The organism is Floridaenema flaviceps BLCC-F50, assembly GCF_041929275.2.
GTDB classification, from domain to species: Bacteria; Cyanobacteriota; Cyanobacteriia; order Cyanobacteriales; family Aerosakkonemataceae; genus Floridanema; species Floridanema flaviceps.
Window position 1 is genome coordinate 331,351 of the sequence record NZ_JBHFNR020000002.1, and the last position, 26,240, is coordinate 357,590.

36 protein-coding genes are annotated in these 26,240 nt (G+C 40.5%); 24 read left to right on the forward strand and 12 right to left on the reverse strand.

Going from position 1 to position 26,240, the window contains the following annotated elements; genetic code table 11:
• Positions 1 to 65 precede the first annotated feature (65 nt).
• The 5 genes from ACE1CI_RS21290 to ACE1CI_RS21310 all read left to right on the forward strand — a co-directional run bounded on the left by ACE1CI_RS21290 (position 66) and on the right by ACE1CI_RS21310 (position 3,309).
• Positions 66 to 1,331 (forward strand): glycosyltransferase, encoded by a 1,266-nt coding sequence (locus ACE1CI_RS21290; RefSeq protein WP_413261876.1) that lies wholly within the window; start codon positions 66 to 68, stop codon positions 1,329 to 1,331.
• A 3-nt stretch (positions 1,332 to 1,334) separates the two neighbouring features.
• Complete coding sequence (locus tag ACE1CI_RS21295; protein WP_413261877.1) at positions 1,335 to 1,733, forward strand: helix-turn-helix domain-containing transcriptional regulator; 399 nt, start codon at positions 1,335 to 1,337, stop codon at positions 1,731 to 1,733.
• Positions 1,723 to 2,118: a type II toxin-antitoxin system HicB family antitoxin gene (locus ACE1CI_RS21300; RefSeq protein ID WP_413261878.1), complete on the forward strand. Its 396-nt coding sequence runs from the start codon at positions 1,723 to 1,725 to the stop codon at positions 2,116 to 2,118. Before ACE1CI_RS21295 ends, ACE1CI_RS21300 begins: the two co-directional genes overlap by 11 nt.
• 375 nt (positions 2,119 to 2,493) lie before the next feature.
• Positions 2,494 to 2,664: a hypothetical protein gene (locus tag ACE1CI_RS21305; protein WP_413261879.1), complete on the forward strand. Its 171-nt coding sequence runs from the start codon at positions 2,494 to 2,496 to the stop codon at positions 2,662 to 2,664.
• A gap of 69 nt (positions 2,665 to 2,733) precedes the next feature.
• Positions 2,734 to 3,309, forward strand: coding sequence for a TMEM175 family protein (locus ACE1CI_RS21310; protein ID WP_413261880.1), 576 nt, complete (start codon positions 2,734 to 2,736; stop codon positions 3,307 to 3,309).
• 313 nt (positions 3,310 to 3,622) lie between these two features.
• Here the strand turns inward: ACE1CI_RS21310 and ACE1CI_RS21315 are convergent, their stop codons facing one another.
• Positions 3,623 to 4,186, reverse strand: a complete 564-nt coding sequence (locus ACE1CI_RS21315) for an HdeD family acid-resistance protein (protein ID WP_413261881.1) — start codon at positions 4,184 to 4,186, stop codon at positions 3,623 to 3,625.
• A 323-nt stretch (positions 4,187 to 4,509) separates the two neighbouring features.
• On the opposite strand from ACE1CI_RS21315, the gene ACE1CI_RS21320 reads away from it, so the two are divergent.
• The 4 genes from ACE1CI_RS21320 (at position 4,510) to ACE1CI_RS21335 (ending at position 7,673) form a co-directional block, all read left to right on the forward strand.
• Positions 4,510 to 5,475, forward strand: coding sequence for a LysR family transcriptional regulator (locus tag ACE1CI_RS21320; RefSeq protein WP_413261947.1), 966 nt, complete (start codon positions 4,510 to 4,512; stop codon positions 5,473 to 5,475).
• 138 nt (positions 5,476 to 5,613) lie between these two features.
• Positions 5,614 to 6,687 carry an anthranilate phosphoribosyltransferase family protein gene (locus ACE1CI_RS21325; protein WP_413261882.1) on the forward strand — a complete coding sequence of 358 codons (1,074 nt, stop codon included), beginning with the start codon at positions 5,614 to 5,616 and terminating at the stop codon, positions 6,685 to 6,687.
• A gap of 27 nt (positions 6,688 to 6,714) precedes the next feature.
• A complete protein-coding gene (locus ACE1CI_RS21330) occupies positions 6,715 to 7,056 on the forward strand; it encodes a hypothetical protein (protein ID WP_413261883.1) in 342 nt (113 codons plus the stop codon).
• Between the two features lie 35 nt (positions 7,057 to 7,091).
• Positions 7,092 to 7,673, forward strand: a complete 582-nt coding sequence (locus tag ACE1CI_RS21335; RefSeq protein ID WP_413261884.1) for a molybdenum cofactor guanylyltransferase — start codon at positions 7,092 to 7,094, stop codon at positions 7,671 to 7,673.
• 130 nt (positions 7,674 to 7,803) lie between these two features.
• Here ACE1CI_RS21335 and panD read toward each other — a convergent pair whose 3' ends face one another.
• From panD to ACE1CI_RS21365, 6 genes are all read right to left on the reverse strand, one after another.
• Complete coding sequence (gene panD, locus ACE1CI_RS21340; protein ID WP_413261885.1) at positions 7,804 to 8,199, reverse strand: aspartate 1-decarboxylase; 396 nt, start codon at positions 8,197 to 8,199, stop codon at positions 7,804 to 7,806.
• Between the two features lie 139 nt (positions 8,200 to 8,338).
• On the reverse strand, positions 8,339 to 8,848 hold the full coding sequence (locus ACE1CI_RS21345; RefSeq protein WP_193984409.1) for an inorganic diphosphatase: 510 nt from the start codon (positions 8,846 to 8,848) through the stop codon (positions 8,339 to 8,341).
• A gap of 195 nt (positions 8,849 to 9,043) precedes the next feature.
• A complete protein-coding gene (locus tag ACE1CI_RS21350; protein ID WP_413261886.1) occupies positions 9,044 to 9,226 on the reverse strand; it encodes a TLTLP motif-containing protein in 183 nt (60 codons plus the stop codon).
• Positions 9,227 to 9,543: 317 nt separating this feature from the next.
• Entirely contained in the window at positions 9,544 to 10,506 is a 963-nt protein-coding gene (locus tag ACE1CI_RS21355; RefSeq protein ID WP_413261887.1) for an Npun_F2552 family protein, read from the reverse strand.
• Positions 10,507 to 10,780: 274 nt separating this feature from the next.
• Positions 10,781 to 11,059: a hypothetical protein gene (locus ACE1CI_RS21360; RefSeq protein ID WP_413261888.1), complete on the reverse strand. Its 279-nt coding sequence runs from the start codon at positions 11,057 to 11,059 to the stop codon at positions 10,781 to 10,783.
• 185 nt (positions 11,060 to 11,244) lie between these two features.
• Positions 11,245 to 12,666 (reverse strand): aspartate ammonia-lyase, encoded by a 1,422-nt coding sequence (locus ACE1CI_RS21365; protein ID WP_413261948.1) that lies wholly within the window; start codon positions 12,664 to 12,666, stop codon positions 11,245 to 11,247.
• 435 nt (positions 12,667 to 13,101) lie between these two features.
• On the opposite strand from ACE1CI_RS21365, the gene ACE1CI_RS21370 reads away from it, so the two are divergent.
• The 3 genes from ACE1CI_RS21370 (at position 13,102) to ACE1CI_RS21380 (ending at position 15,426) form a co-directional block, all read left to right on the forward strand.
• Complete coding sequence (locus ACE1CI_RS21370; protein WP_413261889.1) at positions 13,102 to 14,136, forward strand: tetratricopeptide repeat protein; 1,035 nt, start codon at positions 13,102 to 13,104, stop codon at positions 14,134 to 14,136.
• Positions 14,136 to 14,834: a ComF family protein gene (locus ACE1CI_RS21375; RefSeq protein WP_413261890.1), complete on the forward strand. Its 699-nt coding sequence runs from the start codon at positions 14,136 to 14,138 to the stop codon at positions 14,832 to 14,834. Before ACE1CI_RS21370 ends, ACE1CI_RS21375 begins: the two co-directional genes overlap by 1 nt.
• A 142-nt stretch (positions 14,835 to 14,976) precedes the next feature.
• On the forward strand, positions 14,977 to 15,426 hold the full coding sequence (locus ACE1CI_RS21380) for a PPC domain-containing protein (RefSeq protein WP_413261891.1): 450 nt from the start codon (positions 14,977 to 14,979) through the stop codon (positions 15,424 to 15,426).
• Between the two features lie 150 nt (positions 15,427 to 15,576).
• On the opposite strand, the gene cobS is transcribed toward ACE1CI_RS21380, so the two are convergent.
• Entirely contained in the window at positions 15,577 to 16,380 is an 804-nt protein-coding gene (gene cobS / locus ACE1CI_RS21385; protein ID WP_413261892.1) for an adenosylcobinamide-GDP ribazoletransferase, read from the reverse strand.
• Positions 16,381 to 16,888: 508 nt separating this feature from the next.
• On the opposite strand from cobS, the gene ACE1CI_RS21390 reads away from it, so the two are divergent.
• The 3 genes from ACE1CI_RS21390 (at position 16,889) to ACE1CI_RS21400 (ending at position 18,656) form a co-directional block, all read left to right on the forward strand.
• The gene (locus tag ACE1CI_RS21390; RefSeq protein ID WP_413261893.1) at positions 16,889 to 17,341 is read left to right on the forward strand and encodes a hypothetical protein; all 453 of its coding nucleotides are present in this window, start codon (positions 16,889 to 16,891) and stop codon (positions 17,339 to 17,341) included.
• Entirely contained in the window at positions 17,338 to 18,456 is a 1,119-nt protein-coding gene (gene tgt, locus ACE1CI_RS21395) for a tRNA guanosine(34) transglycosylase Tgt (protein WP_413261894.1), read from the forward strand. Before ACE1CI_RS21390 ends, tgt begins: the two co-directional genes overlap by 4 nt.
• Positions 18,457 to 18,518: 62 nt before the next feature.
• A complete protein-coding gene (locus ACE1CI_RS21400; RefSeq protein ID WP_193983165.1) occupies positions 18,519 to 18,656 on the forward strand; it encodes a photosystem II reaction center protein K in 138 nt (45 codons plus the stop codon).
• 174 nt (positions 18,657 to 18,830) lie between these two features.
• Here ACE1CI_RS21400 and ACE1CI_RS21405 read toward each other — a convergent pair whose 3' ends face one another.
• A complete protein-coding gene (locus tag ACE1CI_RS21405) occupies positions 18,831 to 19,415 on the reverse strand; it encodes a Uma2 family endonuclease (RefSeq protein ID WP_413261895.1) in 585 nt (194 codons plus the stop codon).
• A gap of 229 nt (positions 19,416 to 19,644) precedes the next feature.
• Between ACE1CI_RS21405 and ACE1CI_RS21410 the strand changes: the two genes are divergently transcribed.
• Together ACE1CI_RS21410 and ACE1CI_RS21415 are read left to right on the forward strand one after the other, a co-directional pair.
• The gene (locus ACE1CI_RS21410) at positions 19,645 to 20,025 is read left to right on the forward strand and encodes a papain fold toxin domain-containing protein (RefSeq protein WP_413261896.1); all 381 of its coding nucleotides are present in this window, start codon (positions 19,645 to 19,647) and stop codon (positions 20,023 to 20,025) included.
• A 70-nt stretch (positions 20,026 to 20,095) separates the two neighbouring features.
• Positions 20,096 to 20,410 (forward strand): hypothetical protein, encoded by a 315-nt coding sequence (locus ACE1CI_RS21415; RefSeq protein ID WP_496615681.1) that lies wholly within the window; start codon positions 20,096 to 20,098, stop codon positions 20,408 to 20,410.
• 191 nt (positions 20,411 to 20,601) lie between these two features.
• Here ACE1CI_RS21415 and ACE1CI_RS21420 read toward each other — a convergent pair whose 3' ends face one another.
• The gene (locus ACE1CI_RS21420; protein ID WP_413261898.1) at positions 20,602 to 21,087 is read right to left on the reverse strand and encodes a PIN domain-containing protein; all 486 of its coding nucleotides are present in this window, start codon (positions 21,085 to 21,087) and stop codon (positions 20,602 to 20,604) included.
• Positions 21,084 to 21,329, reverse strand: coding sequence for a UPF0175 family protein (locus ACE1CI_RS21425; RefSeq protein ID WP_413261899.1), 246 nt, complete (start codon positions 21,327 to 21,329; stop codon positions 21,084 to 21,086). The genes ACE1CI_RS21420 and ACE1CI_RS21425 overlap by 4 nt, the downstream gene beginning before the upstream one ends.
• Before the next feature lie 178 nt (positions 21,330 to 21,507).
• On the opposite strand from ACE1CI_RS21425, the gene ACE1CI_RS21430 reads away from it, so the two are divergent.
• From ACE1CI_RS21430 to ACE1CI_RS21445, 4 genes are all read left to right on the forward strand, one after another.
• Positions 21,508 to 21,960 carry a type II toxin-antitoxin system ParD family antitoxin gene (locus ACE1CI_RS21430; protein WP_413261949.1) on the forward strand — a complete coding sequence of 151 codons (453 nt, stop codon included), beginning with the start codon at positions 21,508 to 21,510 and terminating at the stop codon, positions 21,958 to 21,960.
• Complete coding sequence (locus tag ACE1CI_RS21435) at positions 21,953 to 22,384, forward strand: restriction endonuclease fold toxin-2 domain-containing protein (RefSeq protein ID WP_413261900.1); 432 nt, start codon at positions 21,953 to 21,955, stop codon at positions 22,382 to 22,384. Before ACE1CI_RS21430 ends, ACE1CI_RS21435 begins: the two co-directional genes overlap by 8 nt.
• Positions 22,385 to 22,403: 19 nt before the next feature.
• Positions 22,404 to 22,805, forward strand: coding sequence for a hypothetical protein (locus ACE1CI_RS21440; protein ID WP_413261901.1), 402 nt, complete (start codon positions 22,404 to 22,406; stop codon positions 22,803 to 22,805).
• A 121-nt stretch (positions 22,806 to 22,926) separates the two neighbouring features.
• Entirely contained in the window at positions 22,927 to 23,196 is a 270-nt protein-coding gene (locus tag ACE1CI_RS21445) for a type II toxin-antitoxin system Phd/YefM family antitoxin (RefSeq protein WP_413261902.1), read from the forward strand.
• Positions 23,197 to 23,379: 183 nt separating this feature from the next.
• Here ACE1CI_RS21445 and ACE1CI_RS21450 read toward each other — a convergent pair whose 3' ends face one another.
• Positions 23,380 to 23,868 (reverse strand): helix-turn-helix transcriptional regulator, encoded by a 489-nt coding sequence (locus ACE1CI_RS21450; protein WP_413261903.1) that lies wholly within the window; start codon positions 23,866 to 23,868, stop codon positions 23,380 to 23,382.
• Between the two features lie 189 nt (positions 23,869 to 24,057).
• Between ACE1CI_RS21450 and ACE1CI_RS21455 the strand changes: the two genes are divergently transcribed.
• The 3 genes from ACE1CI_RS21455 to ACE1CI_RS21465 are packed head-to-tail and all read left to right on the forward strand — an operon-like array spanning position 24,058 to position 26,121.
• Positions 24,058 to 24,744: a hypothetical protein gene (locus ACE1CI_RS21455; RefSeq protein ID WP_413261904.1), complete on the forward strand. Its 687-nt coding sequence runs from the start codon at positions 24,058 to 24,060 to the stop codon at positions 24,742 to 24,744.
• The gene (locus ACE1CI_RS21460) at positions 24,731 to 25,573 is read left to right on the forward strand and encodes an AAA family ATPase (RefSeq protein ID WP_413261905.1); all 843 of its coding nucleotides are present in this window, start codon (positions 24,731 to 24,733) and stop codon (positions 25,571 to 25,573) included. The genes ACE1CI_RS21455 and ACE1CI_RS21460 overlap by 14 nt, the downstream gene beginning before the upstream one ends.
• A gap of 2 nt (positions 25,574 to 25,575) precedes the next feature.
• The gene (locus tag ACE1CI_RS21465) at positions 25,576 to 26,121 is read left to right on the forward strand and encodes a hypothetical protein (RefSeq protein ID WP_413261906.1); all 546 of its coding nucleotides are present in this window, start codon (positions 25,576 to 25,578) and stop codon (positions 26,119 to 26,121) included.
• The last annotated feature ends 119 nt before the right edge of the window (positions 26,122 to 26,240 follow it).

A 26,240-nucleotide genomic window follows, 5' to 3' on the forward strand; every position in this document is an offset into this window, starting at 1 on the left:
GACTGAGTTTTTTCCCATAAACTAAACTATTAAGTAACGATCGCGCAGGAAAGGACTACTCAATTATGAACATTGCTATTATTGCGATGGGAAGTCGAGGAGATGTTCAACCTTATGTTGCCTTGGGAAAAGGCTTAAAAGAAGCTGGTCATCTTGTGCGATTAGTAACATACCAAGACTTTGAAATGCTAGTCAATTCATCTGGACTAGAGTTTTCGCCCGTCAAAGGTAATGTACAAGAAATTGCAGAAAGCGAAGAAATGCGCGAGCTTTTGGAGAAAGGGAATTTCCTCGCCATTAACTCCTACACTGCCAAAGAAGCTGCACGCATCGCTGTTGATTCGGCAGAAGGAGGTTTAGCAGCTTGTCAGGGAATGGATTTGCTGATTGCAGGTGCCGGGGGGCTGTTTCTTGCGATCGCCATAGCAGAGAAGTTGGCGCTTCCATTGATTCGAGCTTTTGTTTTTCCCTTCACACCGACAAAAGCCTTTCCCGGTATTGTGTTTCCTCAATCCCTATCCAGATTCGGAGGTTACGTTAATTGGTTTTCCCATCATTTAGTCCAACAGTTGCTATGGCAAGGGTTTCGTACAGCCGATAAGCTAGCAAGACAGAAAGTTCTTGGCTTACCCCCTGCCTCTTTTTGGGGCCCATATAATTCCCCTAGCCTGCGTAACTTGCCCATTCTCTACGGTTTCAGTCCATCAGCGATCGCCAAACCATCTGATTGGGGCAACAATATTCATGTCACTGGTTATTGGTTTTTGGATTCTCCATCTGATTGGACTCCCCCCTCAAGCTTGGTAGAATTCTTGCACAGCGGTTCCCCTCCCGTATACATCGGTTTTGGCAGTATGAGCAATCGCAAACCCGAAGAAACCACCGATTTAATCCTAGAAGCACTGGCGCGGACTCAACAACGTGCCATATTACTCTCTGGCTGGGATGGTTTGGGGAAAGAAAATTTACCCGACACCGTTTATTTAGTAGACTCGATCCCCCATTCCTGGCTGTTCCCGCGTGTCGCCGCTGTTGTGCATCACGGTGGGGCGGGTACAACAGCCGCTAACATTAGGGCTGGCGTTCCTTCGATCGTGATTCCTTTCTTTGCAGATCAACCTTTTTGGGGGCGACGGGTAGCAGAATTAGGAGTTGGAACAGAACCTATTCCTAGAAAAGAATTGACTGTTGAACGACTTACACAAGCAATTCAACAAGCTGTGACAGATGAAAAAATGCGCGAACGTGCGGCAAATTTAGGAGCAAAAATTCAAGCTGAAAATGGGGTGGCTAATGCAGTTGCGATCGTAGAAAACATCGAAAAACGTTAGTAAATGATTTTAAAAATCGATCGCACTAAACAAACTAAAGTACAAAATAACACAGGATTAGAGACGATGGTTAGAAGCATAAATTATGAAAATGAATTAATTGAATCTATCCAAGAGCCTCTAGAAGCTGCTGCCTATATTGAGGCTTGCTTAGAAGAGGCAGAGCCAAAAATTTTACGATTGGCACTCAAAGATATAGTTGAGGCACATCAGAGAATGAATCAGCTATCAGAAAAAGCTAAACTTCTCTATGGTAAATTTGACCGAATGTTGTCGGAAAATAAAGGGGAAGAAATTTATTGCTTCAGTGCTTTACTTGATGCTTTAGGCTTTCAGTTTACAGTCACAATTAAGTCAAACAATAAAGAAAGAGTTACCCAAAAAAAAGTCTATGAATACTGAATCTTTGCCTAACAAATTAGAAGCTTTGAACAAGCTAAATTACTCAGTAATAATTGAGGAAATAAAAGCTGGGTTATATAGTGCGACAGTGTGGGGTTTACCAGATTGCAAAGCTACTGGTGCTACCCGCGAAGAAGCACTAACAAATGTTCGTCAACTTTTAACAGCACGTTTAGAAAAAGCCGAAATAGTTTCTTTAGAAATTGAAATACCAAAACCCGAACATCCTTGGATGAAATTTTTTGGCAAATATAAAGACGATCCCTATTTCGATGAAATGCTAGAAGATATCAAAGCCCTTCGCCGGGAACGCGATGCAGAAATGGAAGCTTATTATCAGCAACTAGATGCGGAGGAATTGCAGAGTGAGCCTGTGGATTCTTGATACCGATTGCTTCTCGTTTTTTCAGCAGGGACATCCACTGGTAAGGCAGCGTGTTAGTTTGCTAAAACCTGAAGAAATTGCCACAACAATTATTACCTTTGAAGAGCAAGTATATGGACGGCTTAATCGTATTAAGTAGGTAGATCTAAATAAAGTAAAACAAGGGCGGGCTAGGAGAGCCCACCCCACAAGAAAGCTGAAAATCTTGTGGGGTGGGCATCTTGCCCGCCCCATTGATAGATAACTATTTTCACTTTATTTATTTGCACCTACTTAGAAGATCGAATTCAAGGGAAGAATTGGTATTAGCTTACGCTAAATTACGCGATACATTGGAAGATTTTAAACGTATCTCCTTACTGGATTTTGACAACAATGCTAGCACTTGTTATGCAGAATTGCTTAGGCAAAGAATTCCTATTGGTACACAAGATTTGCGGATTGCCTCGATCGCCATTTCCTCCAAACGCAACTTTAGTCACCCGCAATCGTCAGGATTTTGAAAGAGTCCCTGGTTTAACTTTTGAAGATTGGACAGTAGAATAATTTTAAACATCGATCGCACTAAACACGCTACAGTACGAAATAACCAAACTTTGTTTGAGGCCAGCGAAAATGAGTAAAGGAAGATTAGAAGCTTTCAGTGATGGTGTACTCGCCATTATTATTACAATTATGGTACTGGAATTGAAAGTTCCTCATGAAGCTGATTTAGCTGCGTTGCGTCCGCTAATTCCCGTATTTTTGAGCTACGTTCTTAGTTTTATTTATCTTGGTATCTACTGGAACAATCATCATCACTTGTTACAGGCAGTTCGGCACGTTAATGGTAATGTTTTGTGGGCTAATTTGCATCTGCTGTTTTGGTTGTCACTCGTTCCCTTCGTCACTGGATGGACAGGCGAGAACCATTTAGCTGCTTTGCCAGTTGCCTCTTATGGCATTGTACTTTTTTGTGCTGCGATCGCTTACTACATTCTAAGCCGGGTTCTGATTGCTCATCACGGTAAAGATTCTACTTTGGCAAAGGCAATTGGAGGAGACTTTAAAGGCAAAATATCAATGGTGATTTATGCCTTGGGAATTGCGCTTTCTTTTGTCAACACATGGTTGGCTTTCTTGCTGTATGTTTCAGTTGCTATTATGTGGCTGATTCCCGATCGCCGCATTGAAAAAATCCTGACTTCTTAAAAAATATCGATTCGCGCTAAATCTTCAAAGAAACAAGAGCAAAAGCAAAGGGTAAAAGGTTAAAGGTTAACAACAACAGAGTTTGAGTTTTGAGTTCTGAATATAAGGACTTTTCCTGCCCCTCTGACCGATAATTTTAGATTTTAGATTTTAGATTTTGAATTTTTTTTTGGTACAAGCCCCGTCTTTCAAGATGGAATAAATCTAAAATCCCAAATATGAAATTTTCTTTTCTTGGCCCTTAAGTGCCCAGTCAATCTAAAATCTAAAATCGCAAATCTAAAATCGGTTGACCCTCTTGCCCTTTTCCCCCTTACACTTCTCTTAAAGCTTTACGGGCTGCTGAAGAGAATAAAATTATCCATAACCCATCAAAAATTAGGTTAATACCTAAGAGTAACCCTATTGCCCAAGTGGAGTTTTCCGGCCATTGATGCCAAATCAAAATGCCGAGAATAATACCTAAAACTCCACTCAAAAGCACCCAATCCCAGTGACGCGCCGGACGCAATTCAAAAGCTAAAATTACTTGGAAAATACTAGAAACTAAAATCGAAACTCCCACTACTAAAGTTAAGGCTATTAAACTTGGTAGAGGATTGAACATAATCAACAAACCACCCACAGAATAGACCAGACCACCGAGAAATTTTAGCCAAAAATTGCCGCGAATATTAGTTTGAAAAGAGTAAACTATCTGAAAAATCCCGTTAAGTAACAATAACAGTCCCAAGAAAAGAGTTGCTGCCACAGTAGCGAAAAATGGACGAGCGATCGCAATTCCACCCAGAATAATTAAGAAAATACCTAAAGCGATCGCCAAACCCAAGGCAGCTTTCAAACCGCGCTCGGTTTCCCCACTTGTATCATTCGTCATATTTTTACACCTTGATTCCTCATGGTAGATAAAGAGAGATTATCTTACAATTCTTGCTTTTGAACAAGAGGTCAACTAACCAAAATAAACCTAACTTTTTACAGAAAACTTAATTAAATAGTGAACCATAAAAAATGAAATTAAGATGAAATTTGCCGGAGTGGGTGCCAAAGGAACTAAGAAGTGGCAAATTACTCAACAGAGAGATTTTTCCAATCTCCTGGCAAACTCTTGCAAAGCTGTATCAGAATCTACTAAAAAGCTATTGTAAATGAGTTATCGTCATTCCATGACATAATGTGATTCAAGCTACATCATTAATCATGCGCCTAGAGCAATTACAGGCATTTTTGGCGATCGCAGAAACGGGCAGTTTTCAGCAAGCTGCACGAAAATGTAACGTTACCCAATCTACCATCAGTCGGCAGATCCAATCCTTAGAAGCAGACTTAGGTTTATCCCTGTTTCACAGGAGTACACAAGCGAAGCTAACATTAGGCGGGGAAAAACTATTACCTCACGCCAAAAAAATTTGTCAGGAATGGCAAAATGCTACCCAAGAATTAGCAGAATTATTAACAGGAAAGCAGCCTGAACTTTGTGTAGCAGCTATTCCTTCAATTTGTGCTTACAACTTACCCCCTGTTTTGCATAAATTTTGCCAAGACTACCCAGCGGTACAATTGCGAGTAACTTCTCTGGGAAGCGATCGCGCATTGAAAGTGCTCAAAGATGGTTTAGTAGATGTGGCTATTGTGATGAATAATCGCTTCTTAACTGCTAGCCCGGAATTAATAGTAGATGCACTTTACACCGAACCAATTGAAGTATTAATGGCAGCAGATCATCCCTTAGCCCAATACCAAGAAATACCTTGGACAGAAATTACTAATTACCCGCAAATAGTGTTTAAAGTTGGCTATGGAATGCAACGCTTAATTCAAGATCACTTTCAGCGTTTAGGTGCTAACTTAAATGCAGTTTTAGAATTAAATACTTTGGATGCTTTTCGCGGTATGGTACGCCAAGGCAATGCGATCGCCCTATTGCCAAAAACCGCCCTTTTTGATGCTCACTACGATCCCACATTAGCAGTTAGACCCACCAGCCAACCAACATTAAACCGCCAAGTAGTGTTAGTCACAACTTGCGATCGATTACAAATTCCCCCCATTGCCCATTTCCGCAGTTTAGTTCACAAAATAATTGGTATAGACTCAGCTAATACAATGGCTGGGGTAGCTTCTCCGAGTACTAAAAATCCGTTGTCTCATGCGATCGCCATCTAACCTCAACAAACAACAAAAAATATTCCTGATGATTTCAGAGTAATATATAATCTTAATTCAAAGTTCATTAGTCAAAAACTTAAACAAATGACCAATGACCAATGACCAATGACCAATGACCAATGACGAAAAACAATTATGAGTAAAGCTTTTAGAGAACTGTTAAAAAAAGTAGGAAGCGGTAATCATACCGGAGAAAATTTAACTCGCCAAGAAGCAGCAGCAGCCACAAAAATGATGCTGTTAGCGGAAGCAACACCCGCACAAATTGGCGCATTTATGATCGCCCACCGCATCAAGCGCCCCACAGGAGAAGAATTAGCGGGAATGTTGGATGCTTACTACGAATTGGGGCCAAAATTACAACCGAAAAAAGGCAGTAATTCCCCAGTGATAGTAATGGGAATACCTTATGATGGGCGATCGCGCACTGCACCAATCAATCCAATCACCGCCTTAATTTTAACATCTGCCGGAGTGCCAGTAATTATGCACGGAGGCGATCGAATGCCCACCAAAGAAGGCATTCCTTTAATCGAAATTTGGCAAGGTTTAGGAATAGATTGGACAAAACTTTCCTTAACAGAAACTCAGCAAATATTTGAAAGTACCGGATTAGGTTTTATTTACTTACCTAATCATTTTCCCCTAGCCGCTGGATTAGTTACTTACCGCGATCAAATTGGCAAACGTCCGCCTTTTGCCACAATGGAATTAATCTGGTGTCCTTATGCCGGAGATGCTCATATTATCTCTGGTTTTGTCCATCCGCCCACCGAAAATATGTTTCGTGGTGCTTTGGAAACAAGAGGATTTCCCTATTATTTAACTACAATTAAAGGTTTAGAAGGGAGTTGTGATTTGCCGCGCGATCGCACTGCCATTATCGGCATAATTAAACAAAACACAGAATTAGAACGCCTACATTTATCCCACAACGACTACGGTTTTAGTAACATTAACCCGCCCCTTCCCCCCACCACTAACGAATTAATTACTCAAATAGAATCAGTATTAAAAGGTGAACCATCAGAAATGATGCAATCTGCTATGTGGAACGGTGGTTTTTACCTTTGGAATTGCGGTATTTGCCCAACAATGGAAGCAGGAATTGCTATCACGAAAGAGATGATTAATAACAAAAATGCTGCTCAAAAGTTAGAGGAAATTCGAGGTGCGATCGCAGCTTTGCAACTAGCTTATAAAACCTAAGAAATATTTGGTTTTTCATCTTAATAAATGATATCACTTTACCAACTGCTGCAAAAAATCAAAGCAAGACCAGGAATGTATATTGGTTATCCTTCTGTTTCCGACCTTTTTATGTTCCTGTGCGGTTACAGACGTGCTTGCCAAGATATGGGCATTCCTCTGGGTGATGAAGAAAAGGAATTTCACGAATTTCAACCTTGGTTGCAGAAAAGATTTGCTGTTAATACCTCAGCTTCATGGGCTAAAATTATCCTACTTTACTCAAGTAATGAAACTCATGGGTTTGAAATGATTTTTGATTTATTGTCAGAATTTTTGCAGGAACGCCACCATTTAGCGTCAAAAATTCCCAAAGGTTCTACTTATTAGAAATTAAATTATTCAGCTTCAGGGGGTATTATACATTGGATATTTCAGCATTAATTTTAGCAGGTGGTCGCAGTACTAGAATGGGTGAAGATAAAGCACTCATACCTTGGGATGGCATACCTTTATTAACTAGAGTTTCCCAAGTTGCAACTCAATGCTGTGAGCAAGTTTATATTCTCACACCTTGGGCGGAAAAATACCAGAAAATTGTCCCCGAAAAATGTCAATTTATTACAGAAACTCACCCCGGACAAGGGCCATTATTAGGATTAGCTGAAGGACTAGAAAAAATATCCTCAGAATGGGTGTTACTCTTAGGTTGCGACTTACCTTTACTGCAAACTAATATCCTGCAAAATTGGATCGCAAATTTAACGCAAATTTCTGATGAAAATTTAGCTGTAGTACCACATCAACAAGCAAGATGGGAACCTTTATGCGCCTTTTATCGCCGTTCCGCCTTACCGAATTTACAACAGTTTATTCAACAAGGTGGTAACTCGTTTCAAAAATGGTTAGAACAGACAAAAGTGGCAACTATTCCAGTTAGTCAAGCTTCCCAAGAAATGTTGTGGAATTGCAATACACCAATGGATTTAAAGTTTGAAAAATCCTAATTATTTTTGCCCCCAGGACTAAAGTCCAGGGCTATACAAACAAAACCTGCCTCCGCAGGTTAAGAAAGTTTTGTGTAGCTGCGAACGCGAGTGCGTGTGCGTAGCACGTATTTCAATCGCCCAATAATATTCAAACTATTACCGAATCTTTAAATAATTCATTTACATAACGACGCACTTCTAAAATGCGGTTATTTTGATCTACCATCACCACAGTCGGATAGTAATTTTTCAATTCTTCCTCAGTAAATTGGGCGTAAGTCATAATAATTAATCGATCGCCCTTAACACCCAATCTAGCCGCTGCCCCATTTAATTCGATCGCCCCAGAATTAGCTGGCGCACTAATAGCATAAGTAATAAACCTTTCCCCATTCGCAATATTAACTACTTGCACCTGTTCATAAGGCAATATCCCCGCAGCATCTAATAAAGTTTTATCGATACTAATGCTACCCATGTAATTAATATTTGCATCTGTAAGAGTGCAATTATGAATTTTGGCCGAAAGAAGCGATCGCTGCATCGATTTAGATTATCTCATTGGTCATTGGTTGTTGGTCATTGGTTGTTGGTCATTGGTTGTTGGTTATTATTCCTGTAGGACAGGCATCTTGCCTGTCATTCCACTTCACCAAATCCCCAATCCCCAATGACCATTTTAGTTACTTATAGGCTTTGACGCACTCTTCAACTAGAGGCATTACTTTGTCAACATCTTGCCAACCCAAGATTTTAACTTCTTTCTTTTCCAGATTTTTGTACGATTGGAAAAACTCAGCAATCTCATCCAAACGGTGTTGTTGAATGTCTTTGAGAGATTTTACATTAGCGTAACGCGGATCTTTGTCTGGTACGCAGAGAATTTTCTCATCGCGATCGCCACCATCGACCATTTCTAACATCCCGATCGGTCGCGCCGCAATCACACAACCCGGAAAAGTAGGCTGATCCATAATTACCATACCATCGAGCGGGTCGCCATCATCAGCCAAAGTATTGGGCACAAAACCATAATCGTAGGGATACTGAACAGAAGAATAAAGTACTCTGTCCAAAGCAAACGCTTGCATATCCTTGTCGAACTCGTACTTATTCTTACTTCCTGCTGGAATTTCAATCAAAACGTTAATCAAACCTAATTTCGGTTGAGCGGGAATGAGCGATAAGTCCACTGTGTAAAGTCCTCTAAACTAAAGCAATTACGGGGAGAGGTTGTAGAGACGTTTCATGAAACGTCTCGTTCCTAAATCATAGATTTCACCTCCCCCGTGTAGCATTTTAGGGGAATACCGACACCAGATATCATCTTCGGTCAATTCCCCAAAAATTAATCATTAACAGGTTTACTCAAGGGGGCATCTCTGATATCATTCCTTCTGGTTAGGTAGTGGATATGTAATTTGCTGCAAAACTTCAACACTGTCTGAAGAGTAGTGTGCAATTACAAAGAAAGGTAAAGTCAGGGTGATTAAAGCAATGACTGTTCCCACAATATCTGCCAACCGTTGAGGCGGTCGTTCAGGGGAAGGAGCAGGGTCACTAGAGTTCATAAAGTAGTAAGTGAACTGAGTTTATAGGTCAATTCAGCAGAAAGAATAAGAAAAAAACTTGAGGAATATTATTCCCCATTTACATTTTACCTAATCTTCACAGTCAGGTTGTCTCTTAGAAAACAATCTGCACCTAAATCATTCTTAAGATTTACTTTAGATAGCTCTCAAATTCCCTAAACATTAGCCTTCTGGCAGAAGTGATGCGATTTTAGATTTTCGATTTCTAACCAGGGGTAGAGACGTTGTATACAACGTCTCTACAAAATTTAATGTCTCTACAAACTTTATTTTTAGGTGTTTATACTCAACAGAATCTACCGACCTGAGTAAGCAGCCAAAGGTTCCTTGATGAATCGAATGTAAAAATGTTTAAAGGTAGATTTCAGGACACGGGGTAAGCCAAAATCGATCGGCATCATGCGATCGGGCAACCTCCAATCGAGCACCTTTAAATCCTGCGGTTGTAATAGGGGAAAATCGATCGCTGCTAAATTAGAACAAAGACCCAACCTCATAGAAGCGGCAACTGTAGGCACACGCAAAGGATCGACATTGACAATTTCCACGATCGCCCGATCCAAAGCAAAAACATCAGCCGAAGCAGCCAAAACCCCTAACTGGCGAGGTTCCCCACCACTAGGGCCATTACCCTCATGACCGATAATACCATCTAAAATTGTTAATTTAGGATTAATAGTTCTGGCAGTTTCTACCAACATTTGCCCAAATCTAGCACTATCCTTGCCAGCTTCCGTGTGCCACCAAGCTTTCATTTTTCCCGGTACACAACCGAACAAATTTTTCACTCCCATAGTCATAGTTAGCTGCACATGAGATTTTAACTTAGGCAAGTTAATTACCACATCTGCATTCATAGCTTCAGGAGAAAGTAACAAGTGATTAAACTGTTCGCTAACAGTTTGGTAACGCTTTCCACTAAAATCAGTAATTGGCACATTTAGTTCTTCAAGTAATGGCAAATAACCATTAGCTTTCGCCACTCCCAAAGCACTACCAAAAGCCGGACTATCACCTAAAAAAGGTTCACCCCCAGCTTCTCTTACCATTTGAACTACACAGTAAACAATTTCGGGACGAGTCACACATTCTTTAGTTGGACGAGAACCTGTGAGTAAATTAGGTTTTAGCAAAACGCGATCGCCCTTCTTAACAAAACTCCTCATTCCTCCCAAAGGTTCCAACAGTGTTTCTAACGACTCCCGCAAACTTTTTAACTCGTAAGAATTAGCCTTAATTAAACTTACAGTTGGTTGCATAATCACTCCTGAAGAAAGGCAGAGGGGCAGGGGGGCAGAGGAGCAGGGGGGCAGGGGGGCAGGGGGGCAGAGGAGCAGGGGGGCAGGGGAGAAGTAAATTGAATTGAGTATCTAGCTTTCAGTTTTTTAATCAAATTGAGCTATTAGCCCGAAAGTAGATTGTTAGATGGTTAAAGGGAAACAGGAAACAGAAAACAAGATAAATTTTTTCTTTTGCTCCTCTGCCCCCCTGCTCCTCTGCTCCCCTGCTCCCCTGCTCCCCAATCCCTGCATTCTAGCGTACTCCTCTGTTGAGTGCAGTTACTCGTTCGCTATTGGCGAAAATGCCTTCTCCTTCAAGTTGGGAGAGAGGTGGTTTAATTTCCACTTTCATGATTTGGGCAGTACTAATCACAACAGTTTGATCGCGCAAATGGAAAGTTAACCAAGGTTTAGCTAACAAACCTTCTAATTGTTGTTGAAATTCTTGAGGTGATAGAGGTAATTTAAAAGATTCTGAATGACCATCTCGAAACAGAAAATTTACTTGTATAGAACTATCCTGACTGTGCATTTTTTAACTCTCCTACTACGTCTAAACTGGGACATTTGGGTGAGGGAAAGGAACAGGGAACAGGGAACAGAATTGGCTATCTATTACTTACGGCGATCGTAAACTTGATTAATCTCTGAAAAGCTTAATGTGTAAGTAATCCCAGTCCCTAGTCCCCAGTCCCCAGTCCCCAGTCCCCAAAACTTTTAATCAGAATTGTTAACAGGCATAGCACTCATTTTCTCTAAATCTAATACTTGCGCTAACTCTTCTGCACTCATTAAACCTCGTTCTAAGACAATTTGGCGCAAAGATTTTCCAGTTTCTAAAGATTCTTTAGCGACAGCAGCGGCGTTGAGATAACCAATGTGAGTATTTAAAGCGGTGACTAAAGCTAAACTGCCTTCAGCATAAGCTAAACATCGATCGCTATTTGCCGTAATCCCCACTAAACATTGTTGCGTCAAAGCCGAAATCGCATTACCCAAAATTTCGATGCTGTGAATCAAATCGTAGGCAATTAACGGCATCATCACATTTAATTCTAATTGTCCAGCTTGAGCAGCAAAAGCGATCGCCGTATCATAACCCATCACCTGAAAACACACCATCGAAATCATTTCCGCCATTACCGGATTATATTTTCCCGGCATAATCGAAGAACCCGGTTGTACAGGCGGTAATTGAATTTCTTTAAAACCCGTTTTTGGCCCCGAATCCATTAACCTTAAATCAGAGGAAATTTTCACCAAATCTTGCGCTAAATTCCGCAACGCCCCAGAAACATTAACAAAAGGTGCCATACTCTGCATTGCTGCCATTAAGTGTGGCGCAGTCCTTAACGGAATGCCAATCAATTCTGAGAGAATTTCCGCTACTCGAAAGCGATATTGGGGATGAGTATTTAATCCCGTACCCGCTGCACTTCCGCCTAAGCCGAGTAAAGCCAAATCTCCTGAAGCAGTTTCGATGCGAACTAAATGATCTGCCAGAATTTGTGCCCAAGCGCGGAAATTTTCTCCCAACCGCACGGGAACCGCATCTTGCAGGTGAGTTCTACCAGATTTTACTATATCTTGGAATTGTTCGGCTTTGGTGTCTAATGCTGCGATCGCATCTGACAAAGCGGGAAACAGAGTTTTTTCCAACGCCAAAAGTCCGCCAATTCTAATTGCCGTCGGAATCACATCATTGGTAGATTGACCGTAATTAACATGATCGTTAGGACTAATGCGTTTGTAATTACCCTTTTCGTCGCCCAGAAGTTCTAACGCCCGATTTGCCAGCACTTCGTTAATATTCATGTGATGGGAAGTACCCGCACCAGCTTGGTAAACATCCACCACAAACTGATCGCGCAATTTCCCCGATAAAACCTCATCAGCAGCTTGCACGATCGCTTGACTAATTTCCTTAGATATGCAACCGAGTTCGCCATTTGCGATCGCCGTTGCCTTCTTGATGAGCACCCCAGCATCAACATAAGTCGATAAAGGTTTAATTCCACTAATCGGAAAATTTTCCGTCGCCCGGAGAGTTTGAATTCCATAGTAAGCACCCGCCGGAATTTGCCGTTCCCCCATAGAATCCTTTTCTATGCGGTAAGCTGCATTATCTATTTCTGTCATCTTTCTTTGCTGTAAATCTGATTTTTCCACAATAGTTACTAATTTTATAGTCAGGTCTGACACCGAACTAATCAATTAGCTTTGTACGCTTTAACGCGGACTGGGGACTGGGGAAGTTTTGAGTTTTGAGTTTTGAGTTTTGAGTTTTGAGTTAAGAAGTTTTCTTGCCCCCCTGCACCCCTGCCCCCCTGCTCCCCTGCACCCCTGCCCCCCTGCTCCCCTGCACCCCTGCCCCCCTGCACCCCTGCCCCCCTGCTCCCCTGCTCCCCTGCTCCCCTGCCCCTCTGCCCTAGTATCCGTAAGATATCTAAGCTAAATCAAGGATAAAGCCGGAAAATTCTCTTCAGTATCATTTAGTTTTTCTTTGTTTGGTTGTTGATTCCTCGGCAAATTTTGGGCATTCTAGAAAAAAGGAACAAATATGCCGGAAGAGTGATGACAAGTTTTATGAGCCAAACAACCAAACTAGAAGCCCAATTCTTTTTGCAACACGGGTTACGTCTAAGCGAGAAAAGAAACTATGAAGAGGCACTGATGAGCTTTGATACTGCCCTAAACATCGATCCTGACTATCATAGCGCTCTTTGCCAGCGAGGATTTGCACTAGGAAACTTAGGTCGCCATGAAGAAGCACTAATCAGTTTTAGTAGAGCTTTAGCCATTAAACCAGATACCTCCTGGGTGTGGCATAACCGGGGGATAGCGCTAGGAAAATTGAATCGTCATGAAGAAGCTTTGAACAGTTTCGATATAGCGTTAGAATTCAACCCAGATTCCGCCAATAGCTGGCATAATCGCGGTATTACCTGGAGCGATCTGGGGAATTATCAAAAAGCTATTATGAGTTTCGAGCAATCTGTAAAATTACAACCGCAAGCTTATTGGGCTTGGTATAATTTAGGGATTGCTTTGGGTAAAGTCGGTCGCTATGAAGAAGCGTTAAATAGTTTTGATAGAGCGTTAGAATTTAATCCCGATGATTTTAATTGTTGGTATAACCGAGGTATTACATTAAGTCATTTTGGATCTCATCAAAAAGCGATCGTCAGTTTTGACAAAGCTTTACAAATTAAACCAGATGCTAATCCAGCTTGGTACAACCGAGGTGTAGCTTGTTGGAGAATTGGTAATCATGAAGAAGCTATGGCTTCTTTTGATAAAACTTTTGCGGCTGACTTTGAGGATTACAAAACTTGGTTTCATCGAGGTCTGACTTTAGCACAAATAGGTTTATTGGAAGAAGCGATCGCAGCTTACAACAAAGTCCTAGAATTTAAACCTAATGAACACAAAGCTTTATATAACAAAGCTTGTTGTTATGCTCAACAAGGCAAAGTAGAACTAGCAATTGAAAATTTGTTAGCAGCTATGCAATTAAACCCTGATGAGTATAAAATCAAAGCTCAAGAAGATCCTGACTTTGACAAAATTCGCGAAGATGAGCGTTTTGAAACGTTAGTGAGTAGCTAATGAAATTCTGGAAACAGTGCTACCAAGGATTGCTAGATTTATTTCAGCAATCCCAATGTCCCTTATGTCAGCGTCCCACTGCAACTGATTTTTGTACCTATTGTCAAAAACAATTAAAACGCTGTCAAATAGCTCAACCGGAAAAGTTTTGGGGAAATGATTTCCCCGTTTTTCCTTGGGGAACTTACAATGGTTCCCTAAAACGAGCTTTGTGGGCTCTTAAATACGACAAACAACCAAAAATAGCTCAACCTTTAGGTTTTTGGTTAGGAGAAACTTGGCTAAAATCTCGGTTAAACTTGGGGAAAAATTTGATTGTTGTACCCATTCCCCTGCATCCTAATAAATTGCAAATTCGAGGCTTTAACCAAGCAGAATTATTAGCAGCAAGTTTTTGTCAGATAACTAATATACCTTTACAAAAAGATGGTTTAGAACGCATCTCACAAACAGAGGCGCTACATAGTAAATCTGCCATTGAAAGAAGAGAAAGTCTAGTAGGAGCTTTTAAAATTGGGAAAGGTTTTCGCCAGCGACATCCGAAAGCGGAAGTGTTGTTGTTAGATGATATTTATACGACTGGAGCTACAGCACTAGAGGCAGCTGATACCCTGCGTAAATCTAATATTAAAGTTTGTGGGATAGTGGCGATCGCTACCTCGGAAAAATTTGTGGCACAGTCCTTGACTCTCAGATAAAGAAAATATCGCCAGTGAAGTTGAGGTTAGTACATTCTTAATTGGGGAAACTATTGCTTCTGTTGGCTTTTACCTTCTGCCTTCTTCTATATGGCACAATTGACAAGCTTATGCTTTTTTTGCGAGGTTACTGCGCTTCATCATGATGCAGAATTCTTTAGCTCGTTTTAGCTACTTTCTCGTTTTACCTGCAACTTTGCTGATTCTGGCAAATACTGCTCCGACTGTCAAAGCTCAAAAGCAACTATACAACCCCCTTCCTTTACCAGCTAACGGTGAAGTTTCAGATTCGCTCTCCGAAAAAGATATTCCTACAGGACAAGGCGGATTTGCTAGAGACTATAGTATAGAGTTGAATGCTGGAGATAATATTGCGATCGATCTCAGTTCGGACAATTTTGACACCATTGTAACCCTGATGAGAAATGGTGTAACTGTGGTAGAAAATGATGATGGCCCAGATGGAACCACAAACTCACTGTTATTTACTCGAATTAAAGATTCGGGAACTTACATCGTTCGGGTGCGTGCTTTTGGCGAAACAGCTGGAGGTAATTTTAAGTTAAGCGTAATGCGCCTCAAACCAATTTAATTGATATTGGTCATTGGTCATTTGTCATTTGTTATTGGTTGAGAATTGAAATAGTTCAGGAAGATAAAAGGAAAAGGGGACAAGGTGATCGTCAAAACTTTCTTCTGCCTTGTGCCTTCTCCCTTGTGCCTTGTGCCTTCTGATAAGTAATTATTTGGGAAAGATTCCGGCTAATAGGCAGAGTAACAAAGCTTCTGTCCACTCTACAACTGCCCCATAAGTATCGCCTGTATGACCGCCTAATTTGTAATTAAACCAAGCACCTGTTAAAACTGCGATCGCACTTCCACCAAACGCCATTCCCACTGACATCAACCAGCGATCGCTATCTACAATTAACAAAAATCCACTCAAACTCAAAAGTAACAACAGTCCCGGTATCAAGTCACGGGCAGAAAGATTTGATTCTTTATGAATAGCGCCTTTACCAGTGGGCTTAAGGTAAGGGTAACAGATAATTGCCACTAACTGTCCCCAACGTCCCCAACCTGCTACTGCCATTAAAGCTAACCAACGATGGGATTGAATGTCATGCAGTGCAGCAGTTTTGAGTAAAATGATCGCGATCGCAGCCATTGCCCCAAATGCCCCTGTCAGACTATCTGACATCACCTCTAAGCGCCTTTTGGGATCGGGTGTAGCTAGTCCATCGGCGGTATCCATAGCCCCATCCAGGTGCAAACCACCTGTTAAACCAATTCCCGCTAAAATTACTATCACCGACTTGGTTAAAACTGGCATTCCCAACAGCTGCAAGCCAGAATCTAACAATCCCAGTATTCCCCCAATCATCAATCCGATCAAAGGTGCAAGACGGGCGATACCGCGAAATGCTAACGTCCAACTATTTGGCACAGGTAAACAGGTATAAAATGCGATCGCAGCCGCTAACGTTGCCGTTTGCTGCTGCAAAAATCCCAACACCTGTTTAGTCCAATGTTTGTTCTTAGTCATTTGTCATTTGTCATTTGTCATTGGTAATTGGGGATTGGGGACTGGGGACTGGGGACTAGGGACTGAGGACTGGGTAAGTTTTGAGTTTTGAGTTTTCCTTTGTGCTCCTCTGCCCCTCTGCCCCTCTGCCCCCCTGCCCCCCTGCCCCCCTGCCCCTTTATAGTACGGAGAAAAGTCGATCGGTAATTTCGGTAAATCTGATGATGGGTTGCGGAAAAATTCTAGGATAAGATGATCTCGTCACCTAATTTAGGTCTGAGGGAAATCCCTAACGAAGAATCCTACTACGAAGCGATCGTAGTAGGCAATTGTTACCTAATTAGTTGGGTTACTGAACAGGATTTTCTTGGCTTCTAAGTTTAGTATGCCCATCGGCAACACTAAAATTGCATCGGTGACAAAGTTCATCTTTTAAAAGTTCAGTAAGGCTGTAGGGCTTCACCCCTGTTGTGAGTTATACAACTTCCTTGCCAAGATAAAGACTGAATTAGATAAGAGGCTTTTGGTTATGAGTTACGAGCAATCTTCCAAACGGCTACCAGCCCCCTGCATTATAGATACCGGAATTGTAGTCAATAAACTGGATATGCGACGACTCCTGATGGATTTGCGTCATGTTCGTTATTTGCATCTGATAGAAGGTAATCTACAAAGTCAGGGTGAAGGCTATGTCCTAGAAGTCTTTTCCGATCCGCAACGCTCCACTCTGGTAGCTAATCATGCACTTTACCTCAATGTTGATAGTTTTGATTACTTAGAATTAAAAGTGTCTGCCGAAGGTGAATCTTATTTCGATTTAGTGCAAGACCATCGCCGTTTACGACTGATTCCTCTTACCAATCTGCTGCAAGACCATTCTAGTGCTAATCTAAATGCTGCTGACCTGGAAGCTGTAGTAGATCAAGTGCTTTCAGCAAAGTGGGATCTCCAGATTGACGATGAAGGTGAAGATACATTTTGAATAGCAGTTTTTCGTTTGTTTGTCAAGCTTGCTGTGCTAATAGTCAAGCCAGAGCAGGAGTTTTTTCGACACCTCATGGTAAGGTAGAAACGCCCCGCTTTATGCCTGTGGGAACTTTGGCAACTGTAAAAACTGTGACACCGAAACAGTTGCAGGCGACTGGGGCGCAGATGATTTTAGCGAATACTTATCATCTGCATTTGCAACCAGGGGAACAAATTGTGGCTGGTGCAGGCGGTTTGCATAAGTTTATGGCTTGGAATGGGCCAATATTAACTGATTCCGGTGGCTTTCAAGTTTTTAGTTTAAGCGAATTACGAAAAATAACAGAAAATGGTGTGACTTTCCGTTCTCCGCGAGATGGCAGAATCATTGAGTTAACGCCGGAAAAATCTATTCAGATTCAAAATGCGCTAGGGGCGGATGTAATTATGGCATTTGATGAATGTCCGCCTTATCCAGCAACCAGAGAAGATGTAGTATTGGCAACAGAAAGAACTTACCGCTGGTTGAAACGTTGTATAAGTGCTCATCAGCGTCAAGATCAGGCGTTGTTTGGAATTGTGCAAGGGGGAGTGTTTTTAGATTTGCGCCAGGAAGCTGCGGTATCATTAACCCAGTTGGATCTTCCAGGTTATGCGATCGGTGGCGTGAGTGTGGGAGAACCTCCAGAATTAATAGAAAAGATTGTTAGGGCGACTGCACCTATGTTACCCGCAGAAAAACCCCGCTATTTGATGGGGGTGGGAACTTATCGGGAAATGGTACAAGCGATCGCAGCTGGTATAGACTTATTTGATTGTGTGATTCCGACTCGTTGGGCGCGTCATGGTACGGTTGTGGTGGGCGGCGAACGTTGGAATTTAAAAAATGCCCGGTTTCGGGAAGATTTCACGCCTTTGGATGAAAGTTGCGATTGTTATACTTGTCAGAACTTCACTCGCGCCTATCTCTGTCATTTGGTGCGAAGTCGGGAGATTTTAGCTTATACACTGCTATCGATTCACAATATTACCGAGTTAGTGCGGTTTACTCAAAGAATTAGAGAAGGGATTTTGCGTGGTAGCTTTACAGAAGATTTTGCCCAATGGCTTGCACCAACTCCATCTCTTTAGAACCCTATCATGTTAAGATATATGGCAATTCTTAAAACTGTGTTGGAAAGGAAGGTTAATTGATGGAAGCGGCGCTCTTACTAGCAAAATTGCCTGAAGCTTTTTCGGCGTTCGATCCACTGGTGGATGTTCTCCCGATTATCCCCGTGTTTTTCTTACTGTTGGCTTTCGTTTGGCAAGCTGCGGTTGGTTTTAGATAAAGAGTTAAATAGTTTGATTTCAAAAGATTTGTGTGACTACTCGGAGTTTTCGGGTAGTCGCATTTTTTTGGGGTGGCGACTGAGAAACCACACCCAGAAACCCGGTTTCTTGAAGAAACCGGGTTTCTTTGTACCTCACTTACCTGAAAATTGCTCAATATGCGATCGCACGCACTAACTCACCTGAATCACACTACTAAATAATCGCCCCACAGGACAACTAAATCCCGGTAAAAGAGGACTAGTTAAATTATCTTCTTGATATAAAGTAACAGCTAATCTTAAAATTCCGTTTTCCCGACGATAAATTTCTATTTTGATTTGTTGGCGATCGAATATCCAATATTCTCTTACACCTTGAGAGGAATACAGCTTTAATTTTAATTCTCGATCTCTTCTTTCCTGCTTTTCTCCGGGAGAAAGAACTTCAATAATCAATTCTGGCGCACCTGTTAAATGTCCGGCTTCATCTAATATTTCTGCTAACCTTTCTTTACTAACCCAAACTACATCAGGAATCACATTATCTGCATCTGTAAAAATAATTCCTGGGGCGAAAGCAGTTCTCCCGCTATTAGTCTGAGTTGACCAAATTTCTAACTCAGTAGCAATTTTTACGCAGACTTCTTGATGCTTCCAGTCAGGTGCTATTGTCACAAATAATTCTCCATTAATTATTTCATAGCGTTTGCCATCATTGGGGAATAGTTCCAAGTCAGCGGTTATCCAATGTACTTTGTCAGTTATTGTGGGAAACATAGTTAAAGTTTAGAGGTTTTTTAATTAGGGTAGGGACAAGGCATCATATATATCTCGTTACAGAAAAAAAGCTGAATTATGCCGTGTCCCTACTTCTGTATTTTTATGATAGCTGCGATCGCTATTCCTACAGGTTCCATTTATATTACTAGAAGTAACGCGGATAACAGAAATGCAGCAAGCTGAGTCAGGGAAACAATGTGTTTAGATATTTTAAGTAATTATCGCTATGACTGAGGAGCAAATTGAAGAGATTAGGCAGATTGCTAGAACCTATAGAAATTTTCAATGTCTGGAATGCTCTCAATATATCCAAAGGTATTTGCAAAGAGAAGGAATTCAAGGTAAATTAATAAAAATTAGTACTAATACCGATAGATTACCTTTTGCAATTATTACTAATCCGATAGGAAGCGATCGACAAATTGCTCTCAATGGTTTTCATCAAGGCATAGTTATACAGATAGAAAATGAATTAGGAAGAGTTGAAACAGTTTTTGACAACCTCTATCCTGATGGAATTCCTAAACAAGAATGGCTCAATAGTTTTGGCGGGCCTTTGGTAGAAGATTTTAATGGCAAATTTACGGTGATAGAAACAGAGTTTTAATTGGTTTATAATTTAGATAGTTGATAAGCGGAAGGAAAGGAAGTCGGCGATGGATTATCTAGGTGATATTTTGGAAAAAATCAAAAAGAAACCAGCTGCTTATTTAGGTAGACCATCAATCGTTTGTCTTCAAGCTTTTTTATCTGGATATAATGTAGCGCAGTACCAGCTTGGCGTACCTTTGACAGTGGAAAACCCGCTAGATGGATTTCAAGAATGGATTCAGGAAAAATTTGGGATAAAATCTTCTCAATCTTGGGCTAATATAATTTTGTTTTTTTCTCAGGATGAGCGGGAAGCACTAAATAGTTTTTTTGAATTATTTGAAGAATTTAGACAATGCCGGAAAAGTTTAACAGGTGATGAGTATATTCAAGTAAAATAATAGTTGAAGAATTGGGATTTTAGGAGTTTTGAGTAAGTGCCAATTTAGAGAGAGTTGGCGGTAAAAATTAATGAGAGATGGTAATATGCGATCGCACTTTGATTGCAGGATTGGGGATGGAGTGCGAGCGAACGAAACCAGCTATTTAACTTACAATACGCAGCTAACGATATCGCTTGTTTCAGATTTTTTTACTCTCCGGCAATTTGCAAAATATTAGTATAAAGTCGATCGCTAATTCGGAAACCTGCTTGTGTAATTAAATCATCCATCAAAGGTTTGACAGCTAAAATTAATCCTTCACGTTTAGAGGTGAGTAGTATTCCTAATATTCCAGTTATTTTAAGTCCTAACCGAGAAGCTGCTATTCTACCCAAATAATCATCTATTAAAAGTTGTTCTGCTGATAATTCTATAGCAAGTGCGATCGCTTCAGATTCACCCGGATCAATTTCTGTCTGAAGCTGTGTAACAAGGATGCGATTGGTGACTTGTTGAGTTTGAATCCAGGGAAAAGTTTGCACTTCGATCGTACCTGGAACTGAATATCCCAAACTAGCCATTTCATCATAAACTGCTTGGGGAATGATAATGGTTTCAAAAAGCTGTTGCAACAGGTTGAGTTGTCCTACTGCTGCTAAGTTGGTAATGGGAGAAGTATTGCTAACGACTGTCACAAATATCCTAGTTCTTTTAAGGTTTCTATATCAGCTTGCAAGTCTTCGACATCGTAGTTGATGCAGATTTCCCGACGAGATAGTTCTTTCTGGAATTCAATTAAGTGCATTCCAGCTAGGTGACGCGCTTTACCAATGCTGAGTTTCTTTTGTTGATAGAGAAGAATAGCAATTTCCAGTTTTAATTCTTCTTCTGTTATTTTTGCTGCTGTCAGGATGTCATCGGGTATGGTGAGGGTCATAATCGATAAGTTTGTTGCTTTATATGTATTTTAGTAGTTTTGAGGATTAGTGCGATCGCACTTTGATTACAGGATGGGGGAGGGTGGGCGATACGCTTACGGCACGCTACGCGATCGAACTGATAATGTAAAATGCGATATTATAACTAAAAAGAGATGAGTAAATTAGGAGCAATTTATAAATGTATCCTTAAGAAAAGAGCTAGAAGAATTTATCGATGAACGGGTAAAAAGCGGGAGATATTCATCAGCAGATGAAGTAGTAGAAGAAGCTTTGTGGTTATTAAGAGAACGCGATCGCACTCAATCAGAACGTTTGGCAGAATTGAAGGCAAAAATCAGAGAAGGTATTGAAGCATCAGAACGTGGTGAAGTAGTTGATGGAGAAGAATTTTTTGCTGAACTTGAAGAAGATATCCGACGCATTGAAGCAGAAATTATTCCCTTGGAAGTTGAACCTCGCCATGCAGACAACCCTTGGTTAAGATTTGCTGGTGCTGCTAAAGACAATCCATACTTTGATGAAGTATTAGCTCACATAGAAGCTTATCGTCGGGAACTCGACGCAGAAATGGAAGAATATTATCGTAAACTTGACAGTAAAGATTTAGACTATACTCCTAATGGATGACTATACTACCAGTGTTGAAAACTGGATGAAAGATTTTCCTAAAAGAGCAACTCCCAGCTATAATCAACGCTATCAATTTCAAATTAGATATTGCGGTTCAGAAGAAGTACAAGTGAGGGATGGAGAAGAACAAATATGGGCTGATGGGATAAATGCTCAAGCGGGGCAATTACTAGAAGCAAAATTTGTGGAAAATCCCAAAAATAGCCCTTATGTGAGTGATTCAAACATACCACCTTTTATACGTACTAAGGCAGTTAATGATGTAGAAAACGAATTTCGGCGGTATGCGGCAGTAATTAATGATGTTAATACGCCAGTAGTGGAATTGCAGGTAATTGTTAATATTGAAGAAGCCGTACCGTTTTTTAAAAGTTTGCTGAGTAAATATAAGCTCCCTGGTTCTGTTGTTGTTAGGTCTTAATGCAAGAGGAGAAATACTAATGGAATACTTAATAACTCCGCCAGAAGAAACAGATTGGAAAATAAATCGTGAAGATTTTGTTAACAATATTTTAAAAAAGTGGTCAAATATTCAAATTCAGGAAGTTAATAACTCTGATGATTATTATCAGATAGAATGGTTTACACAAATCCCAGGAGAGAGCTTAAAGCTCGATGGAGCTTTACACCGAGATGGACAGGGAATAAGTTTAGAGGGCTATTTAGAAAATTGTGCTAAATTTGCAATTTGGTTTCGTTCTTTAGTTCCTAAAAGTCAGAGGCTAATTTTTTACGACCAAGGATACAATTACTATATTGAATTACAGGAAGGAACAACAGAGTCAGAAATTTTGGCAGCTTTTGAAAGTACTAATTTAGAGAGAGTTGGCGGTGGGAAGTAATGGGAGATGGTAATATGCGATCGCACTTTGGTTGAAGGATTGGGGAGGGAGTGCGATATGCAAGAGAGCACGCTACGCGATCGTACAATATAAAAAGAGATGGGCAAAGGGAGATAATTTGATGATAAAGTTAACTGTTGCTGATTTTGAGGCAAGCTTGAGCCAAATTCTCAGTCAAGTGGAACAAGGAGAAGAGGTAATTATTACTCGTGAAGGAAAGGCGATCGCTAAGTTATGTACTATCGATCAAGAATCAATAGATTGTTCAAGCGTTCGGGGAAAGATTAAGGGGAAGCTGAAATCTAGATCTCAACTTAGGAAAAGTCAACCAATAGCTACAACTAGCAGCTTAGAAACTTTGCAAACTCTACGAAGTGAGGCTAGGTATTGATTTACTTAGATACTAGTTTTTTAGCTCCTTTCTATATACGTGAAGCTACTAGCGATCGCGTGTTAATATTTTTGATTTGAGATGATTCAGTGCGATCGAACTTTGATTGAAGGATTGGGGAGGGTGTGCGATCGAACAAAAGCCGCCACTTCACCTTACGCACATTTGAATTGAAGCAAAAACCTAGTTATCAGTTCCGTTTTTTAAGTCGAGCTCTGGTATTGGCAATTCTGAACCTTGTGAAGTTGGTATTCTTAAGTTAATAACAATGACTAATTGATTTTGCTCAATATTGATATTGGTTATATTAACAACACTATTTTCTGGTAACAAGCTACTGACAGGAACTTTAGCAGAAGACCGACTTTTATACCCTGCATCCTCAAGCCATTCTGAAATATTTCTCCAGTTTTCTATCTTTTCGTTAAATTTATCCAGCAAACTTTTAACGTATTTATAAATAGTGGCACACAGATCGGTTTCGACTCCCTTAGCATTCTTACCCAGTTTTTCCGCTATCTCAGAGGGACTATAACCACAAAGCAACCCCCGCAGGTGTAGCTTTTCCATAGGTGTTAAACGTTTCCCCTTAATAGAAGCTAAGTCTGCGTACAGAGTTTCCAGATCCCAGTGATTTGCTGCTTGAGCAAATTCCTCATTATTAGATGCCATAGCTGGTAATTTCAAAAATTCCTGATGGAATCCTAACATAGTTTCTAATCTTTATCAGGATATATCTAAGCATAGTTAGCTTATAATCAGTAACAAAGCTTACTAGTGTTCGATGTGTGGCTTCAAAGAAGAATAAAGCTAATGTCAATATTGCCAAGGACTGATATTGCGAACCAGGAGAACTATCACATGGAGTTATCGTTAATATTTGATATAGCAAAAACAGTCCTTATTAAAGTAATATCTGATTTAATTGGTGACAAGATTAAAGAGGTACGAAAGACAGAAATTAGAAAAGAGGTAGCCGCAGCCATACTTGAAGAAAAGTCTACTGTTAAGTATCAAGACGTGAAGACACTAGTACGCCAAGTAATGGAAGAAATCGAAATTCTGTCAGGTAGAGATGAGGATTTAAAAGTTTCGGGTGATTTTATACAACTGGCGAAACCAGTCAAAAAGCCGATACTACCGTTTCAAGACAGAGATATTAATAAGCAATTACAAGAGCGGCTGCAACGACTAGACGATATCATAGCCAAAAGGCGAGAAGAAAAGGAGTTGTCCACGCAGCATCAGGAGGAAGAAAATTCTAAATCTACACCAACTGAAGAAGCTTCATTCCAAAAGCATTTCACTTTATTAAAACCTGTTAGCGAGCCAATAGAAGACAATCAAACTATAAGGCAAGGAGAGGAAAAAAATTCCAAATCTACACCAACAGAAGAAGCCTCATCTCAGAAGCATTTTACCGTAATAAAACTTGTTGGTGAGGAAAGCAAAGAAGTAGTCGAGACTCGTTTGATAAAAAAAATTAGAGAAATGGATGAGAGAATTCGTCGTCGCCGTGCTGGGGAGTATCTAGATGATGACAAATAATATTCATATCCCTGATCGCTTTAGACAAGCGATCGTTCTTCATATTGTTAAAAATCTTTTGAAACAAGACATAAGCCGTGTTCCACTTTTGTTAGGCATTCATGGGCCATCAGGATATGGGAAAACATACCAGTGTGAATGCGTTCTAGACCAAATTGGCGCAAAGGCATTTTTGATATCTGGTGGACAACTAGAAAGCAGTGATGCTGGAGAACCAGCAAAACTTGTGCGAAATACATACTTGAAAGCAAGTCATTGCCTTGAAGAAGGAAAGTATAAAGCGGCTGTTGTATTGATCAATGATATAGACACAGGCTTAGGAACTTGGGGAGAAATGGTTCAGTATACCATCAACAGACAAACTGTTTTTGGTGAGTTAATGCACCTAGTAGACTATCCAACTTCTGTGGAAGGTAGAACAACTAAGCGTGTTCCAATCATCATAACTGGCAATGATTTCACTAAGTTGTATGAACCTCTTGTTCGTGCTGGGAGAATGACTGCTTTTGAATGGCGACCACAACTAAATGAGAAAACTCAAATAGTTGCTGGCATATTTCCAGAAATTAGTTTTGCGGAATGTCAGACTTTAGTTAAAGAATTTGATTCTCAGCCAATAGCTTTTTTCTCACACCTCAGAACCATCCTCATAGATGAACAGCTATGGAAAGAAATTCAAAAAATAGGCGGTGATCGAAAAGCTATTGAAATTATTAGTGGTCGTGAGCATAGCTTAACTATACCAAACATTCTATTGGAGCATCTCCTACAAGCAGGTAAAGAACTCCTTCAATCAGGACAACTTGTCAACCATTTGCAGCAGAGGTAATAATGGCTACTACAGTTACACGGAGTAAAGCTAAAACATTTGCAAGGTTAGCAATACTCAAGATTCAGTTCCGATATCTACTTCGGAAAACCACAGACATATCTCTTGAAACACTAGAACGCTTAGAGAAGGGATTAGAGAATGCTTGGATAAAAAAAGTTAACATTTATGGTTTCGATGTTCAAAAGTTGTGTCGGGCACAGATAACGCTACAAGTTGACTGGGATGAATATAAATATCAGTTATCTTGCGAGAGAGCGACAGTTGCTATAGATAATAAATGGATAGATGATACAGCTATGGAAGTATATGAACCTATTATAATATTCAATGATTTTGTAAATGAAAAATTACTGACTAAAGAATGGGGAGTAATTTACACAAGATCCGTGTACGCTGATGAGGCCAAGCTTAAGGAAGTAAGAAGCGCTCTTGGACTTGCACCAAGGGGATCAATTAAGTGGGCGGAGGAACCTACTGTACAATGGTCAGAAAAAATCCAAGAACTCCCTGAACTTGATGTATTTATTCGTTTTGTAGACTATTAGCATAGTATCGCAGGTGACTAGAATTGCGTTTTTGGAAATTGCGATCGCACCATCACCACCCTACCCAATTTCACTAACTTTCTCTCTCCTACCTTCCCTAATTTCCCGCATTCATTCTT